The 17,242-nt window shown below is 62.5% G+C and carries 8 protein-coding genes; all 8 read right to left on the bottom strand.

The features are described 5' to 3' along the window. Nucleotides 1–26: 26 nt before the first annotated feature. Nucleotides 27–1,874 (bottom strand): S8/S53 family peptidase, encoded by a 1,848-nt coding sequence (locus G6N83_RS03895; RefSeq protein ID WP_165139472.1) that lies wholly within the window; start codon nt 1,872–1,874, stop codon nt 27–29. A 127-nt stretch (nt 1,875–2,001) separates the two neighbouring features. Further along, complete coding sequence (locus G6N83_RS03900; protein WP_165139474.1) at nt 2,002–3,054, bottom strand: ABC transporter permease subunit; 1,053 nt, start codon at nt 3,052–3,054, stop codon at nt 2,002–2,004. After that, complete coding sequence (locus G6N83_RS03905; protein ID WP_165139476.1) at nt 3,051–4,148, bottom strand: ABC transporter permease; 1,098 nt, start codon at nt 4,146–4,148, stop codon at nt 3,051–3,053. The genes G6N83_RS03900 and G6N83_RS03905 overlap by 4 nt, the downstream gene beginning before the upstream one ends. Next, nucleotides 4,145–5,740 (bottom strand): sugar ABC transporter ATP-binding protein, encoded by a 1,596-nt coding sequence (locus tag G6N83_RS03910; RefSeq protein ID WP_165139478.1) that lies wholly within the window; start codon nt 5,738–5,740, stop codon nt 4,145–4,147. Before G6N83_RS03910 ends, G6N83_RS03905 begins: the two co-directional genes overlap by 4 nt. A 147-nt stretch (nt 5,741–5,887) precedes the next feature. Continuing rightward, nucleotides 5,888–6,889: an ABC transporter substrate-binding protein gene (locus tag G6N83_RS03915; RefSeq protein WP_165139480.1), complete on the bottom strand. Its 1,002-nt coding sequence runs from the start codon at nt 6,887–6,889 to the stop codon at nt 5,888–5,890. 165 nt (nt 6,890–7,054) lie between these two features. Further along, nucleotides 7,055–8,569, bottom strand: a complete 1,515-nt coding sequence (locus tag G6N83_RS03920; protein WP_183408419.1) for a sugar ABC transporter ATP-binding protein — start codon at nt 8,567–8,569, stop codon at nt 7,055–7,057. A gap of 110 nt (nt 8,570–8,679) precedes the next feature. Continuing rightward, a complete protein-coding gene (locus G6N83_RS03925; protein WP_241246274.1) occupies nt 8,680–9,654 on the bottom strand; it encodes a LacI family DNA-binding transcriptional regulator in 975 nt (324 codons plus the stop codon). A 168-nt stretch (nt 9,655–9,822) separates the two neighbouring features. Further along, complete coding sequence (locus tag G6N83_RS13840; RefSeq protein WP_241246275.1) at nt 9,823–17,214, bottom strand: family 43 glycosylhydrolase; 7,392 nt, start codon at nt 17,212–17,214, stop codon at nt 9,823–9,825. Between the last annotated feature and the right edge of the window lie 28 nt (nt 17,215–17,242).

Genomic DNA, 17,242 nt, shown 5'->3' on the forward strand with positions numbered 1-17,242 from the left:
GATTCTCCGACCGAACGATCGCCCGGCTATGCCCGGCGAGGGCGGCCGAACAACAGCCATACGCCCGCCAACATCACGATCAGCGCTCCGCCTCCGACCCACCCCGGTATGGGAGCGCTGCCACTTTCAGCGAGCATGACCGAAGAGCTCGCTGTCGGGGTGGAGCTCGGTGCGGGTGTCGGCACGAGACTCTCGATGAAAGCGGCGGGCTGCACGAGCCCCGCACCGACTACTTCGGCGTCGGTGGGCCCGACCCATGGCGAGCTCAGCGGCTCGGCGGTGCTTGTGAGAGCACCTACCAAGCGATCAATAGCGACATCCGGTGCCGCCTGCATCCCGAGCGCCAAAACGGCACCGATGACAGGTGTCGCCGCAGACGTTCCGTAGTACAGCCACGAGTCACCGACTTCATCCCCGAAGAACGTCGTTGGGATTCCGTCGAGCCCGGTAATATTCGGCCCGGTTTTCCGCTGCGGTTCTGAAAGCCGATCAGGCACGACTCCGACCGCGGGGTACGGCTCGAAGTACCGCACCGAAGGCCCTGTCGTGCTGAAGCACTCCACGATCCAGTTGTCGCAGAGTGTGTACTCGGGGTCGCTCATCGGCTGGGCAGCAACGGCGATCGAGCTGCTGTTCGCGGCTCGACCGATGAGGCTGCTGCCCGAGGTCACATCACCTTCGGACAGGTAATATTCGGCGGCAACGACGGGGCGTGGCATGTCGTCACTCATGAAGGCGAAGCGCACCGCGAGGGGTTCTGTGAGCGCAGGCCCCGTGCGAGCGATGACGAGATCACGCGTAGTCGCTGTGCTGTCCGGAACGTCGAAGAACATTTCGCCGACAGACATTGGTAGCCCGGCTACCGACGGAAAGCCGAAGTATGTCTCATCGTGAATGGCCCCGCTGTCGTCGAGCGTGAAAGCGATCAGTTCGGATTCGACGGCGTAGGGAGGGTCGGACCACTGCAAGGTGACGGTGGTGTCGGGTTCGGATGTGGGATCGACCCACAGCGTGTATCGAAGCGTGGGGTCCTCGCCAATTCCCGGGTCGAAATCGAGGCATTCCACTGCACGTGGCGCGTACGACGCCGCGACAGCCGCGGGGCAGGTGGTCGCTTGGTACGACGACGTCTGCCAGCTTCCGATGAGTGCACCCGCGCTTGGTTGCGGCGCACCATCGACGTTTTCTTCTCCGACGTAGTTGTAGTTGCCTGCCGCGACGACATACGCGATACCGGTGGCTGCGGCGCGTTCGGCCGCCTGAGCTGAGAGCCCAGCAGTGTAGGCGGTGTCGAGATCTAGGAGCATGTCATCGATGATGATGTCGACGCCCGCCGCGATCATGTCGTCGATCGCATCGGCAAGCACTTGATCGCCGGTGACCGCCGAGGTCGGGGAGCCGCCGGTCGTGAAAACGAGGGATGCCGCGGGCGCGATCGAGTGCACGATCTGCAGCATCGCGCGCCCTTCGTCATCTGCGGGAACGTCATCGTGCAAGACCCCCACGGGCTCGGTCCACCCACAGGGATTTTTCGCACCCGGCAGTGCACCACTCGCCACGTCCGCTGCGGCATCCGTCGCGACGGGTGAGGCGGCATTGTCGAACGAGGTCGAAATCACCCCGATCGCAATGCCCAATCCGTCAAGACCAATGTCATGGAGCGCGTCGATGCCGAGCTCGTCGACGACGGCGTCAGTTGGTGCCGAGCTACATTCGGCCGCCTCCGTCACAGGTGGTGCCGAAAAAAGCGCGAGGCAGATCCCCGCGAGCACTGCCGAGGCGGCGGTCGCCAACATCCGTGGGTTCTTCGACACCAAAGCTGCAACGAACATTCCTGCCGTCTCCCCACGAACTCCGAGAATATTGGGGCTCATCGTGGCAGATTCCTGCTGCGGTGAGGTAAACCGCCATCGACCACAAAAACGGAGAATCGCGTTCCGTCGGATGCCTGGGCTCTAAACCCTCCGACGGAACGCGATTCTCCGACCGAACGACCGCTCGCTAGGTTCGCCTTCGGCTCACTGCGCGCTGCAGCAAGACGAAGACCAGCAGGATGCCGCCGGTAATAATCGTCGTCATCTCCGGTGCGATGCTGCCATCTCTCGTGATGAGTACGTTCATGAGGCCGAGCACCAGTGCGCCGATAACCGACCCGAGTACGTAACCCGCACCACCCGTGAGGAGTGTGCCGCCGATGACGGTGGCGGCGATCGCGTCAAGCTCCCAGCCGACGCCGGTGATGTTCTGCGCGATACCGAGGCGTGAGGTGTAAACGACAGCGGCAACACCCGAGAGTGTTCCCGAGATCACGTAGACGAGCAGCTTCGTGCGGAACACCGAGAGCCCCATGAGGCTCGCAGACGATTCCGATCCACCGATCGCGTAGACCGTGCGGCCCGTGCGCGTGCGGTGTAGAACGAAGAACGCGATCAGCACGACCACGATGGCGATGATCACGCCGGGGGTGATGACGAGGTCGTTCACCTTCGGCCCATCGATGATCTTGAACTGTGTGCCAAGAGCTCGAATCGGCGAGTCGTCGCCAAGGCGCTCGGGTGTCGTGCTCAGTACTGAGGCAAGGCCCCGTGCCAAGAACATCATGGCGAGCGTCGCGATGAACGGTTGCACGTTGAAGTATTGGATCAGCACGCCCGCGATTAAGCCGAAGACGGTGCCTGAGACGATCATCATGGCGATGACGACGAGCGGGTTCCACCCGGCGTTCGAGAGCATGACGCCGGCGACGCTCGAGAAGGCGATGACGGCGCCGACTGAAAGATCGATGCCACCGGTCAGAATCACGAACGTCATGCCGACGGCCATGATGATGAGGTGTGCATTGTTGACCAACAGGTTCGACAGGGTGCTGTACTGCACGATGCGACCGTAGGCCACTTCGCCGAAGATCACCATCGAGGCGAAGATCACCACAGCTGCCATCGTCGGCAGAGCTGCCGGGTTTGTCGTGACGACGCGCACGATGCGCTGCCAGATTCCCGACGTCACGCCGCGTGGCGTGTCGGTCTTGTTCGTGGGTGCGTCGATCGTAGTCATGCCGATACCTCCTGCACGGGCGCGGGGGTCTTCTGTTGCGGAGGCGGCGAAGAAAGCGGCGGCTTTCTTCGTGTCATGAACCAGGCGCGCACTCGGCGAGACTGCAAGAGGCAGAGGGCCACGATCACGATCGCTTTGAAAGCGGGTGTCGCCGACGACGAGATGCCGAGGAACAGCACCGTCTTGTCGAGGGTTGCGATCAGCAAGGCTCCGACGACGGCACCTCCGAGTGAGAATTTACCGCCGGCGAGAGAGGCCCCGCCGATGACGACGGCGAGGATAGCGTCGAGTTCCATTTGGTATCCGGTGCGCGAGATGTCGACCGTCATGACGGTTCCCACCGAGAAGATTCCGGCGACTCCGGCAAGAGACGCGCTGGCGATGTAGACCGTCATCAGGAGCCCGCGCGGCTTGATTCCCGCCATGCGGCTCGCCTTGGGGTTGATTCCGATCGCTTCGATCATGAGGCCGAGAGCGCTTCGCCGAACGACGAGGCTCACGATGATCACGATGATGATCGCGAGCAAGAAAACGACCGGCAGACCGAAGATGAATCCGTTCGCGATCCAACGGAACGGTTCATTGGATGCCGCGGTGTTCTGCCCCGAGGTGATCACTTTGGCGATGCCACGGCCGGCGAGCATCATGATCAGTGTGCTGATGAACGGTTGCAAGCCGATGTAGGCGACCAACGCACCGTTCACAGCTCCGAGTACGGCGCTGATGAGAATGGCGAGCCCCACGGCACCGAGCGCTGCGGCGACCGAAGTGGAGGCATCCACGTTACTCAGTAGCTGCATCGAGACAGCACCGGAGACCGCCATGATCGAGCCGACGGAGAGGTCGATTCCCCCTGTTGCGATCACGAGGGACATGCCGATGGCGATCATGAGGATCGGCGCCGAGTACCGCATGATGTCGATCAGGTTGCCCACGAGGTATCCCGTCGATGGGCTCACGCTGATGGCGAGGTAGCTCGGGTCTTTCAAGACGTTCAGTAGCAGCAATGCCACGATCGCGATGATGCCCCAGAAGTAGGGCTTTCGGATGATGTCGCGCAGCACCGATGCTGCGCCACTGGTCTGCCCGCTCATTGGTGCTCCTCACCGCTTGCTGCGGCGTACGTTTCCGCTTCGATCTCGCGTTCTTCGGCCTTCGCCTCGCCCACTCCGTGCGCGGCGATCACATCGACAATCTTTTGAGCTGTTACTCCCGGCTCGTTGATGATCTCACCAATCTTCTGGTGGTCCTTCAAGACCACGATCTTTTCGCTCAGCCGCACGACCTCTTCTAGCTCCGAAGAGATGAAGATGACCGAGACGCCGCCTTCGGCGAGCTTTGCCACGGCCTCTTGGATTTCGGCTTTCGCTCCAACGTCGATTCCGCGGGTGGGCTCGTCGAGAATCAGTAGCTCCGGTTCGGTGGCGAGCCACCGGCCGAGCAGTACTTTCTGCTGGTTTCCGCCCGAGAGCTCGCTGATCAAGCGCGACGGGTCTGCCGGGCGCACGTTGAGGGCCTTGATGTAGGTGTCGACGATTTCGTCTTTTTCGCGGCGCGACATCGGTCGCGCCCATCCGCGCTTGGCTTGCACGGCCAGCACGAGGTTTTCGCGCACCGTGAGGTCGGCAACGATTCCTTCGTCACGACGGTTCTCGGTGGAGTACGCGATGCGGTGGTCGAGCCCGTCGACGGGAGACGACAGCGTGATCTTTTCGCCCTTGATGGTGAGCGTTCCGGAGTCGGCTTTGTCTGCCCCGTAAAGGATGCGGGCAAGCTCGGTGCGTCCGGCACCCAGGAGCCCTGCGAAGCCGACGATTTCACCACGGTGAATGTCGAGGTCGGTGGCACCCATGCTGCCGCGCTTGCCGAATCCTTCGGCGCGCACGAGCGGTGCCGTCTCGCGGTCGCGTTCGCCGACCTGACGATTGCCACCGAGGGCTGCGAGTGACTCGAGGTCTTTACCGATCATCTTCGAGATGAGCTCGCCGCGGTCGAGTTCACGTGTCATATATTCGCCGACGTACTGGCCGTTGCGGAGCACCGTCAAGCGGTCGCTGATGGCGTAGATCTGATCGAGAAAGTGGGAGACGAAGAGAATGGCGACGCCTTCGTCGCGAAGCGAGCGGATGACTGTGAACAATCCCTCGACTTCTTTGGCGTCGAGGCTTGAGGTGGGCTCATCGAGAATGAGCACCTTGGCTTTGATGGCCATTGCGCGGCTGATGGCGACGAGCTGCTGCATGGCGATCGACAGCGTCGACAGCGACTGATGCGTGTCGAGATAGTCGAGGCCGAGACGTGCGAGCGCCGAGCGCGCTGCCTGGTGAGTGGCACGCCAGTTCACCCCGAACACGCCGCGCACTTCGTGGCCGAGCATGACGTTCTCACCGATGGAGAGATTCGCACACAGGTTGACCTCTTGGTACACGGTCGATACGCCCGCCGCTTGCGCGTCAGCGGTGCCGTGGAGCTCACGCGTCTGTCCCGCGACGACAATCGAACCCGACGAGATTTTGTAGACACCGGTCAAGGCCTTGATGAGGGTGGATTTTCCCGCACCGTTCTCGCCCATGAGGGCGTGCACCTCGCCGGGAAAGAGGCGGAAGTCGACGTCGTCGAGCGCCTTTACGCCGGGAAATTCAATCGAGATGTGGTGCATCTCGACGATCGGCAGTGTTCCAGTCATGTGGTGTTCCTGTTTTCTTTCCAAGCAGCTATCGCACACGGTGCGGCCGCGACGCGGTGCGGAGTACTCGGGTGAGTAGCTCCGCACCGCGCCGTTATCGGTGGTTAAGAGGTCGTTGCTTAACGAGGCCGCTTGTTACCTGAGGAATCAGTACTGACGGTCCGCGAGAACTGCCTGAGCCGCCTCAGCGGAGTCGAACGCCTCGCTCGGAACGATGATGTACGAGTCAACGGTGTCGCCATCGAGTACCTTCTGCACAACGTCGAGTGCAGTCGGTCCGAAGAGCGGGTTGTACTCGTGCACGTAGCTCAGCTGACCATCGGCGAGAGCTTCCATGGCTGCCTTCGTGCCGTCGATCGTGATGATCTTGACGTCTTCTCCGGGAACCAGACCAGCTTCTTCAACAGCCTGCGCGGCGCCGAGACCCATTTCGTCGTTCTGTGCGAACACGAGCTGGATGTCGTTGTTGTTGGCCTTCAGCATCGTCTCCATGACGCTCTTGCCCTCTTCGGCGGACCAGTTTGCCGTCTGAGCGTCAACCTGAACGAACTGCGATTCGCTGTCCATGACGGAGTCCCAGCCCTCGTTGCGCTCGTTGACAACCGAGACACCAGCGGGGCCTTCGAGGGTCACGTAGTTCGCACCGTCGGGGAATTCGGAAACAGCCCATTCGGCCGACTCTTTCGAAACCTCGAAGTTGTCGGGCGCGATGCGGGTGACGTAGAGGCTCGTGTCGTCGGGCTCGATGCCGCGGTCGATCAGGATGACCGGAATCTCGGCTTCCTGAGCACGTGAGAGCGAGTCTTCCCAGCCGGAACCTTCGGTTGCCGAGAGCAGGATGACGTCGACACCCTCATCGACGAACGATGTGAACGCGTCGATCTGCGACTTCTGGTCGAGGTTGGTTGCGGGCGCGTACTTGAGGTCGAACCCAGCCGACTCGGTAAACGTGTCTTGGATGTTCGTCTCGTTTGCCTGACGCCATGCACCCTCGGGGCCCACTGCGACGAAGCCGACTGTGGTCAGGTCGCCGCTGCCGGCGTCTCCGCCTGCGTCGTCGCCGTTAGACGAGCAACCTGCCAGGCTGAGGGCGAGCGCTCCAGCGCCGACGAACCCCAAAATGCCGAGCATTTTCTTCTTGATAGCCATGAAATCTCCTCCTTGAGATCGCTCGCGCGGACAGGGCCGCTATGCGAACGACGACACACTCTTTGTGCTGACGTTCATAATGTTAGCGGTAACTGTTACCGGTAACAAGATTCTTCTATCTCATTTCGGTCACAGGCTTTTTACAGCAGCACACGCGGCACAAGTTCACTCATCCGCGGCGATCATCTCGACGATCGTGTCGACGGTGAGGCCGGGCCCGTTCGCCACTTCGCCGATCTTCTCGCGGTCTTTCAACACCACGATGCGGTCGCTGAGACGCACGATCTCTGCGAGTTCCGAAGAGATGAAGACGATCGAGACGCCGCTGGTTGCGAGAGCCGCGATCCGCTGCTGAATATCGGTCTTCGCCGAGATATCGATTCCGCTGGTGGGCTCATCGAGCACGAGCACGCGTGGCCGTGTCGCCATCCACCTTGCCAACAGCACCTTCTGCTGCGTTCCACCGGAGAGTTCCCGCACGGGAGTGCGCGCCGACGGGGTTTTGATCCGAAACGCCTCTATATACGAGTCGACGAGCTCTGCTGCTTCTCGCGACGAGAGCGGATGCGTCCACCCTCGCATTGCTTGGAGCGCGAGGGTGATGTTCTCGGCGACGGTCATCTCACCGATAAGTCCATCGTCGCTCAGGTGCTCACCCGATCGCGCAATGCGATGAGTGAGGCCCGCCCGCGGGTCAGTAAGGTGCGCCAGCCGCTCGTCGATCCAGATCTTTCCCGCGTCTGGACGCTCGACCCCGCTGATCAGGTCGGCGAGTTCCGACCTGCCCGAGCCGCGAAGACCGGCGAGCCCGACGATCTCACCCGAAAACAGCTCGAGGTTTGTCGAGCCGAGAGCGCCGCGTTTACCGAGGTCTTCGGCACGCAACACCGCTTTGCCGGTGGGCTCGTGGCGGTGCTCTTGTCGCTGCGAACCGAGAGCCTGCAGCGAAGTGATGTCAGAACCGATCATCTTCGAGATCAGGTCGGCACGATCGATCGAGCGGGTGAGGTATTCACCCTCTCGACGACCGTCACGCAGCACCGTCATGCGGTCGCTGATCGCATACACCTGCTCGAGAAAGTGTGAGATGAACAGGATCGCGACACCGCGCGCTCGTAGCCGTTCGATGACCGAGAACAGCAGCGACACTTCTTGCGCGTCAAGGCTCGATGTCGGCTCGTCGAGTGCCACGACACGCGGTCGCCCCACCATGGCGCGCGCAATCGAGACGAGCTGCTGCGTCGCCGGTGGCAGCGATGACGGCAGCGCGTAGGGGTCAAGGTCAAGCCCCAACTCCCCCAGGGCTTCGACGGCACGCGTCCGGGTTGCGCGCCAGTTGATTCCGAAATGACCTTTGACTTCGCTACCGAGCATCACGTTCTCAGCGATGCTGAGCGTCGGCGAGAGAAAGCGATCTTGATAAACCGGCACGATTCCCGCGGCGAGACTGTCGGCGGTCGAACCGGTCTTCAACTCTTCACCGTCGATGCGGATGGTGCCGGACTGCATCCGTACGGCTCCCGTGAGCGCTTTCACAATCGTCGACTTGCCCGCACCGTTTTCGCCCATGAGAGCGTGCACTTCGCCGGGAAAGAGGCGCAGGTCCACACCGTCGACGGCGACGCCCCCGGGGTACTCGACCCGAATGCTCTCCATCTCGACGAGAGGTCGCGTGTGCATGGATGTCCTCATTGAATCCGGTGGGGTGACAGGGTGACGGGGTTCTCGTGCGACCTGAGCATACGCCAGGCGCTGGCGCGACGACACGACTTGTCGCCTCTCGCGCGTAACTACGTGGTGCGCGGCGGCCCGGTGGACTGCCGCACGAGAAGCTCGGCGGGAATCGCGGTGCGCTGGGGCACTTCGTTTCCCTCGACAGCGGCTCGGAGTGCTTCGACCACGCGCTCCCCGAGAGCTGCGAAGTCTTGGCGCACGGTCGTCAACGGCGGTAAGAAGTGACGTGAGACGGCGAGGTCATCGAACCCAACGATGCTGATGTCGCGCGGAACCGAGAAGCCGTTCTCGTGCAGCCCGTGAATCACCCCGAACGCCATCTCGTCGTTGGCGACGAACATGGCGGTGTAATCAGGGAGCGTCGTGAGAGTGCGGGCGAAGTCGTAACCGAAGTCGGCTGTCCAGTCGCCGATGACGATGGCACGCTCGTGGATTCCCCATGAGCGTGCTCGTGAGTGGAAGGCGCGCTCGCGCGCACGCGCGTCGAGCCAGTCGAGGGGCCCCGCCACGTGCAGCACATCACGATGACCGAGCGAGGCGAGATGGTCGACGGCGAGCCGAGTGCCCTGCTGCTGGTCGACCGCGACGGTGAGAAAAGTGGGGTCACGATCGGCTTTGATGACGAGCACGGGCACACCGATTGCCAGTGTCCGAAGCGTTGAGACCGACGACGAGCGTGGCGCAATCACGCAAAGGGCATCGATACCGAGTGCTGTGAGGTGTTCCAACGCTTCTTGTGGACTCATCACATCGCTACCGAGAGCGATGGAGCTCACCGAATAGCCTGCCTGGCGCGCGGCGAGTTCTACCGAGCGGAGTGTCGAGGCTGGCCCGTTTTCGCTTGAGCTGTCGACGATTACGCCGATACGACGCGAGCGCTGCGACGCGAGAGCTCGCGCAGCGCTGTTGGGGCGATAGTTGAGTTCTTCGATCACCTCGAGAACGCGAGTGCGGGTCGACTCCCGAATGTTCGGGTAGTTGTTGAGCACGCGCGACACGGTCATGTGAGAGACGCCCGCAATATCTGCCACTTGCCGGATATTGGGTTTGTCTGACCCCGCGATTCCCGCCACTCGATCTCCACTCGCCGGTGAGCCCGGATTCGATCAGCATACGCTGCAGCACCTGAACTATGACCCGCAAATGCGGTGTGGCCTCCGGTAGACAACCCCGGAGGCCACACCAGATGAGCGTGCGGGCTAGACCATACGACGCCTGCGGGTCACGGCGATCATTCCGCCGATCACGAGCAGCATGATGGCTGCCAACAGAATGCCGAGCGGCACCTGCGCACCGGTGACTGCCAGCACGCCCGGGGCCACGACCGACACCCCGATGACCAGGTCGTCATAACCGGGCGACGTGATGATCAAACGGTGCGCGCCGAGGGCGAAGTCCGACGGAATCGGTACCTCGAAGTACACCGAGCCCGAGGCATCCGCTGCCGGAATACCCGTGACCACGATCGGCTCACTCCGAAGAGTTGCGCCAATCTGCTGGCCAGGAGCAAGACCCGTCACCGAGACCCGCAGCGTTCCGCCCTGTTCGACAGAACCGCCACCAGACAGCGACACATCAGCCCAGTCAGCTCCCGCGTCGGTTGGATCCGTCGGCTCTGTCGTCGGCTCCGGAGTGACTGTGCCGCTGCCGACGATCGGTCCGACCTCGGCTTCGACGGTCATACCGGGCCAGAGTGCCTTCGCACCCGTCACCTGCACACCGATCGTGGCGTCGACATCGGCGTCAGTGAGTTCGTAGGTGGCAGCTGTTGCGCCCGCTACGGCGGATCCGTTGCGGGTCCACTGGATGCCGGCTGCCGTCCATTCCTCGTTGATGTCGATGCTGAGCGTCTCGCCGACCTTGGTGTCACCAGTGATGGCAACCGTGAGCGGATTGGTGTCTTCCACTGTCTGTGCCGCAACGCTCGTGAGCGTCGGGGTCACCGTCTGGAAGAGTCCGTCTTCGCCGATCGTCAGCTTGTCGATCGTCGTCTCACGGTGGGTGCCATCGCCACCGGGCATTCCGAAGCGGTGGTACGCGATGTACCAGTCGTCGGTTCCCGGCACGTTGATGATCGAGCTGTGACCGGTGCCCTTGATGCCGAGCGAGAGGTCTTTCTGCAAGATCACTCCGCGATAGGTCCAGGGGCCGTCGATGCTTGTCGCTGTCGCGTAGCCCACTCGGTAGTTCTCCGAACCGGTGTCATCGATCGAGTAGGTCAAGTGGTACAGACCATCTCGGTAGTTGACGAAAGCACCCTCACGGAAGTCGGTCAGACCGTTGATCCGTGAGATCGTGCCGGGCTCGAGCGACGTCATGTCGTCGCTGAGCTTGGCGTACACGGGCGAACCGTTGCCCCAGAAGAGGTAGTAGTCGCCCGATACCGGGTCGAGGAAGGCAGCAGGATCAATTGCTTGACCCGACGTGACCGTCTCGTTGTTGAGAACCATCGCCTCTGGCTGCGCCGTGAACGGACCATCGGGGCTATCGGCGATGGCAACACCGATCGTCTTCCGGCCGTAGTCGTCGTTGTGACCGCTGAAGTAGAAGTAGTACTTTCCATCTTTTTCAGTGATCGTCGGCGCCCACGCGTTGCCGCTGGCCCACGGCACGTTGCCGTCTTCGCTGTCGAGCGTCAGGATCGGCGCTGCGGAGCGTGTCCACTCGACGAGGTCGGTCGAACTCCACACATAGAAGTCCTTTCCGCCCCAGCCGGAGTAACCGTCGGTTGTTGCGTAGATGTAGTACGTGCCACCGAAGACCGCGATGTTCGGGTCGGCGTAGTAGCCAGGCAAGACGGGGCTTGCCATGACCAGTGCCGACATCGTCCACTCGGTTACTTCGCCACCTTCTGCCGTGAGCGTGTACGTCACGGGAGAAGAGAGGTCGACAGTCGTACCGGATGCCGGAGCAACCGTTGCGCCATCGCCCGATGCGAACACCGGGGTCAGTGCCGTCACGTCGGTTCCCGGCTTCACGGGGAAGACGACCGTGTGGGCCGTGCTGTCGATGATCGGTGCGACCTTGAGGGCATCGGCATCTTCGAGCGTGATGTCGACGAGCGCCGAGGCGTTACCCGACTGCGCCAGCACCTCGCCTGCGCTGAGCGCCCGATCGTAGATCGCGAACTCTCGCAACTGACCCTTCAAGCGGTTGTCGGCGTTGTACGCCGAGCGACCGAGGTAGTTCGCCGTGGTCGCGCCGCCACCGATGTCGCCCGGGTCGAGAGTGACCCCGGTCTTTTCCGCGACCTGGATGCCGTCGAGGTATAGACGTGCGGTGGTGCCTTCGAGCGTGTACGTCAGGTGTGCCCACCGGCCGCGCTCGAGTTTTGTGCCTGAGTTGACGGTTTGCTCAGTGGACCAGTTACCCGACGCGATACTCGATCGGTATGTGCTGTCTCCCGTTGCGAAGAAGTAGCCGTTTCCGACGCCGCCGGAGTCGGTGTTACCCACGTTGTAGATGAAGTAGTTGCCGGACTGCGTCGGGTCGATCCAGACTTCGGTCTCCACGGTGACGTCTTCGACGCCGCTGAGGATGTTGTCGGGCAGATCGACGTACTGACCCGACGTACCGTTCAGGCTGAGCGAGTCGTCAGCCGTCCAGGTTCCACCAGCGATCGTGGCGTCGTATCCGTTGCCCGAACTGTCGTGAAGCGTCGTGCCCTCACCGTCGGTGAAGTCATAGCGCAGAATCTCGCCGTCTTCGTTCGACTCGACGGGATCGGGGCCCTGAGCCTTGAGCTCCGACAGTGCCTCAAGCTCCGCGGCGGTGACCGGGACTACCGTGCCGTGGCGGGGGCTTGCGGGTAGATCGAAGCTTGCAGGAACCTTCCAGTCCGGGTTGGCGATGTCGTCGGAGTGCAGCGGAATGTAGCCGCGTCCGCCGTACTCGTCGACGAAGAGGTAGTAACCGTCGCCGTTTACGTCGCCCTCGTTGGCCTTGAAGATCGAGGGACCTTCAACTGCCTGAGTTCCGGCATCGCGACCAATGCAAGAGTCGGTCATCGTCCATTCGTTGAGCGGTGCTCGCAGGCTTTCTGACGACTCCTGGATGATGTCGCTGCAACCGGTGGTTCCGGCGCCCTCGTCCTTCGTGAAGCGGTAGTAGACATCGTCGACTTCGAGCACTGTCGAGTCGATGCGGCTCGTACCGTCCTGCCAGATCTGCGGTTCGCTGAACGTCACGAAGTCACGAGTCGTGGCGTACATCATCCGGTTGTAGGTGCTTCCGGTGTGGTTCGTGTCGGCTGAGTCATACAGCTTCGATGCCCAGAACACGACGTACTCACCGATGGATTCATCGTAGTAGGCCTCCGGCGCCCACGTGTTTCCGGCCTCATCGGGCGAGACACGTACGTGACGCTGCTCAGACCAGTTGATGAGGTCGGTGGATTCCCACACCTCGAGGTAGCGCGAGCCACTTCGCTGCGAGGCATCCCATGACGTTCCCCCACCGATCGAGAGGTCGGTGGCGATCAGGTAGAACTTGTCGCCCTCAGGAGAACGGATGACGAACGGGTCACGGAGGCCCTTGGTGCCGTATTCGGACTCGAGTACGGGCTGCCCGTCGTTGAGTTCGCTCCAAGAGAGAGCGTCGTTTCCGTCACTGGCAGCCATGTAGATCTTCTCACCCGCGAGGGTGTTGCCGGTGAAGTACGCGAAGGCGTAGCCCTCGTATTCCTGGTCGGCGAGCTTGGCCTTTACCGTGACGGGAATCTCGACCACCTCGGTGGCGCCGCCACGCGTGATGGTGGCGGTGAGAGTCACGTTCTTATCGGCCGAGGCCCGCGTGACGCGTCCCTTGGCGATCACATCGGGTTCGCCACCCGTCGACGTCCCCGAGGGCATGTCGGTTTCCGAGATGGCAGCTGTGTCAGATGACGACCATTCGATCTTCACGGTCTCGGCGCCGTCTTCGGCATCGAGACCCTGAATTTCGGCGAGCGTCTCGGGCAGCAGGATGTTGCCGGTGACGTCGCTGTTCTCACCTGCGAAGGGCAATCCCTTCACTGCCGCAGCAGTTCGGGTGACCCACTCGGTGTCGGCGTCGGCAGCTGTCGGGTCGAGTACGCCCTCCATGACCGATGCGACCTGAGTTGCCGTCAGCGCTGAGCCGTAGACGCGCACATCGTCGACTGCACCGCCGTAGAACGGGTCGCCGTTGTAAGGTGAACGGCCGATTGCACCGCCGTTGGGCGAGGCGACTGCGGCGAGCGCCGAAGCCACGACAGCGGTGTTGGCCGAAGATACCGCGGTGCCGTTGACGTACGCGGTAATCTTCGATCCGCCGTCGAGCACGATGGCCAGGTGCGTCCAGTTACCCGTGGCCAGTTTCGCTGAGCGCGCGAGTGTCTCGGTCGCTCCGGCTTTCACGCCGGCTCGAGAGTCACCGCCGCAGAGTCCGCTGTCGAACAGGTAGGAGTTTCGCGAACGCGATTCGCCGAGTGAGATGTTCCACTCGCAGTTTCGTGCGTTGTCGGGCTTCAACCAGGCCGAGTACGTGATGTCTTCCTGATCGGCGTCGATGATACCGGTCGGCAGCCCCACCCATGCCGCACCTGACGTTGAGGTGCCACCGGGCAGGTCGAGTGCGCGTCCGTCACCGTTCGATCCGGTCACTGTCGCTGCTCCCGCACCGTTGATGGTGCCGTCGCGGCCGTTACCCGAAAGATCGGCCACTGTTGCGCCGTTACCGGTTTCGGGCACGCTGTCGAAGTCGTACCAGAGCTGCAGGTCAGCGGGAGTCGCTGCGACGCGAAGCGTGGTGGTCTCGCGTGCGAGGCCTGCCGTGGCGGTGATCGTCACGTCGCCCTCGGCGACTGCCGTGACGAGCCCCGAGTTTGAGACTGTCGCGACGGTGTCGTCTGAGGTCGTCCATTCGACCGCCGGGATCGCACCGGAGCCGGCGACTGTGAACGCCACCTGCTCGGTCTCGCCCGGGCGAATGCCGGCGCGTGCGGTGTCGATGCTGAAGTCGGATGCCGCGGGGTCAGCCGCTGCAACGAAGGTCACCGTGGCGGGGGTAGCTGAGCCGTTGTCCATCCAGCCCTGCACCGTGACGATGTCGCCGACAGCGCCAAGGGCCGAGAAGTCGGGGGTTTCCCATGAGACCTCGACCTCTTCGGTGCGGCCGCCGTCGTTTCCGAATGTTGCTGTCACGGTTTCGGGAAGCGATACGGCTGCGGGGCCACCGACGGGAACTTCGACCGTGCTGTTTTCAACAGCTGTGACGAGCAACTCGGGCTGGTAGGCGGTAGCGAGCCGGTCGTATTCGGCACGCGTGATAGGCATCACTGTGCCGTGACGCGGCGAGTCGGGGAGCCCCGAGGAGTCCATTACAGTCCAGGTTTTCCCCTGGTCGGCGGAGGTCATCGCTGCGTAACCCTGACCACCGTGGTAGCTCGGCTGGTCGATAAAGAGGTACCACTGGTCGGGGTTGTCGATCGAGGGGAAGACTGTGGGGCCTTCACCGTTCGTGTAGGTCGAGATCGCACCGGTGGGGTTGGCGTACGACTGTCCGACACCAATATTCTCGGTAACGAGGCTCCACTGGTTCACATCATCGGTCGTGCTGAATGCCGTCCCGATGCCGTCGTGGATGATCGTGGCGCGCAGGTCGTTCGACTTCTGTAGCAGCACGTTCATCGGCCCTTCTTCCTTCGTGAAGCGGAAGTAGGTGTCGCCACTCTTGATGACCGACGAGTCGATCATGCCGTAGCCGCCTTCGCGACGCTCGGAGTCGATCCAAACCTGGGGCTCGCTGAACGAGACGAAGTCACGCGTCGTTGCGTACATGATGCGGTTATACGAATCGGTGTTGTTGCGGCCGTCGACGCTGGCTGATTCGTACAGGTTAGAGGCCCAGTAAACGAGGTATTCGCCGCGTGATTCGTCGTAGAACGCTTCAGGGGCCCAGGTGTTCCCGGCGAATTCGCTCGATACCTCGACGTGACGCTGATCAGACCAGTTCACGAGGTCGGTGGATTCCCAGATTTCGAGGTAACGGCTGCCGTTCGTCTGCGCTTGCGCGAAGTTGACGCTCTCGGTGTTGAGGTCCGTGGCGAGCAGGTAGAAGCGGTCGCCCTCAGCCGAGCGGATGATGAACGGGTCGCGTACTCCTCCGGTGCCTTTATCAGACGACAGTACTGCGGCGCCGTCCTTGAGGTCATGCCAGTCGAGAGCGTCGGTTCCTTCGCTGACAGCGAGTCGTACTGATTCGCCGGCCGGCCCACCCTCACCGTTGAAGTAGGTGAAGAGGTACGCGGCGTTTTCGTCGGCACCCTGCGCTGCACGTACCGTCACGTCGAACGTGCGCGAGAGTGTGCCGCTGTGAGCGGTGAGCGCGACAGCCTGGTCGCTCCCGCCGCGCGTGACCACACCGGCGGCGATGTCGCCGTTGGCGCTGGTGGAGATGATGTTCTCGGGGTTTGCCGTCCACGTGATTTCCGTGCCATTGACAGCTCCGGTGTCAACGAGGGTGATGTTGCCACGGATATCGTCAGCGTTCGCAATCGCGAGCGCGTCGAGATCGGCTTGGCGCTCCCCTTCGGTGGCGTCCCGATTTTCAGGCACCGTCACCTCGAATGTGCGGGTGTCGGTGACATCCCCCGATTTTGCGGTCGCCGTCAGCGTGACGGTGGCATCACCGTCACCGCGGCTCGGGCGTGCGACGCGGCCGGTGTTACTCACGACGACGTCGTTGCTTGAGCTCCAGGTGACCGTGGAGCCGTAGCGGCTCGACGTCGGAAGCGTCAGGTTGCTCGTAACGTTCGACAGGTCGCCGAGGTCGATGAGGCTGAGATCACCGGCAACGCGTTCAGCAGGTGTCAGCGCGAGTGCCGAGACATCGGCGGCGGCGAGTGCCGAGTCGTAAATGCGGAAGTCGCGCACGTTGCCCTTGAGCAGTTTGTCGGCGGCGTAGTTCGACTTGCCGATGTTGTTCGAGGTCGTCACACCACCGCCGAGGCTTGCGGGTGTCGTCTCGATGCCTGTTGTCTGGCCAACCTGCACGCCGTCGAGGTACAGGGTGCCCGTCTGCGTTGCGCTGTCGAGCGTGTAGGCGATGCTCTTCCACACGCCGCGTGCGAGAGCTGTCGAATTGGTGGTGTTCTTTTCACCGCGCCAGTTATTGGGAGAAATCGTGGTGCGGTAGTTGTTTCCGGTGGCGAACAGGTAGCCGTCGCCCGAGTCGCTCGTGGCCGGGGTACCGAGCCCATAAATGAAGTACGGGGTTGCCTGGTCGCTCGCGATCAGCACGTCCATGCTGATCGTGATCGAGTCGAGGCCTTCGAGCAGGTTGTTCGGCAGTTTCACGTAGTCATCGACGCCATCGAGGCGAATGCCTTCACCCGCGGCCAGCGCCGGGCTACCGACGATCGTGCCGTCTTTTCCGGCGCCCGAGCTGTCGTGCGCGACGGTGCCTTCGGTCTCATCGAGCGCGTAATGCGCGACGAGGCCATCGTCCGCTGCGACTGCGGCGGCGGGCACGATGCCCGACAGGGCGAGGGTGGCGATTGCCGCCCCCGCGGTGAATCTCAGAGCCCTATTTCGGGAAAATGGGCGCGCTAAAGGCGTGCGAGAACGGTGCATCTTTGCTGTCCTTCGGGGATCTCTCGGG

This window comes from Microbacterium endophyticum (genome assembly GCF_011047135.1).
Taxonomy (GTDB): domain Bacteria; phylum Actinomycetota; class Actinomycetes; order Actinomycetales; family Microbacteriaceae; genus Microbacterium; species Microbacterium endophyticum.

Coding starts and splice junctions, on each gene's coding strand:
- G6N83_RS03910 (WP_165139478.1), bottom strand. CDS start 5,740: ATGACTGGAACACTGCCGATCGTCGAGATGCACCACATCTCGATTGAA.
- G6N83_RS03905 (WP_165139476.1), bottom strand. CDS start 4,148: ATGAGCGGGCAGACCAGTGGCGCAGCATCGGTGCTGCGCGACATCATC.
- G6N83_RS03900 (WP_165139474.1), bottom strand. CDS start 3,054: ATGACTACGATCGACGCACCCACGAACAAGACCGACACGCCACGCGGC.
- G6N83_RS03915 (WP_165139480.1), bottom strand. CDS start 6,889: ATGGCTATCAAGAAGAAAATGCTCGGCATTTTGGGGTTCGTCGGCGCT.
- G6N83_RS03895 (WP_165139472.1), bottom strand. CDS start 1,874: ATGAGCCCCAATATTCTCGGAGTTCGTGGGGAGACGGCAGGAATGTTC.
- G6N83_RS13840 (WP_241246275.1), bottom strand. CDS start 17,214: ATGCACCGTTCTCGCACGCCTTTAGCGCGCCCATTTTCCCGAAATAGG.
- G6N83_RS03920 (WP_183408419.1), bottom strand. CDS start 8,569: ATGCACACGCGACCTCTCGTCGAGATGGAGAGCATTCGGGTCGAGTAC.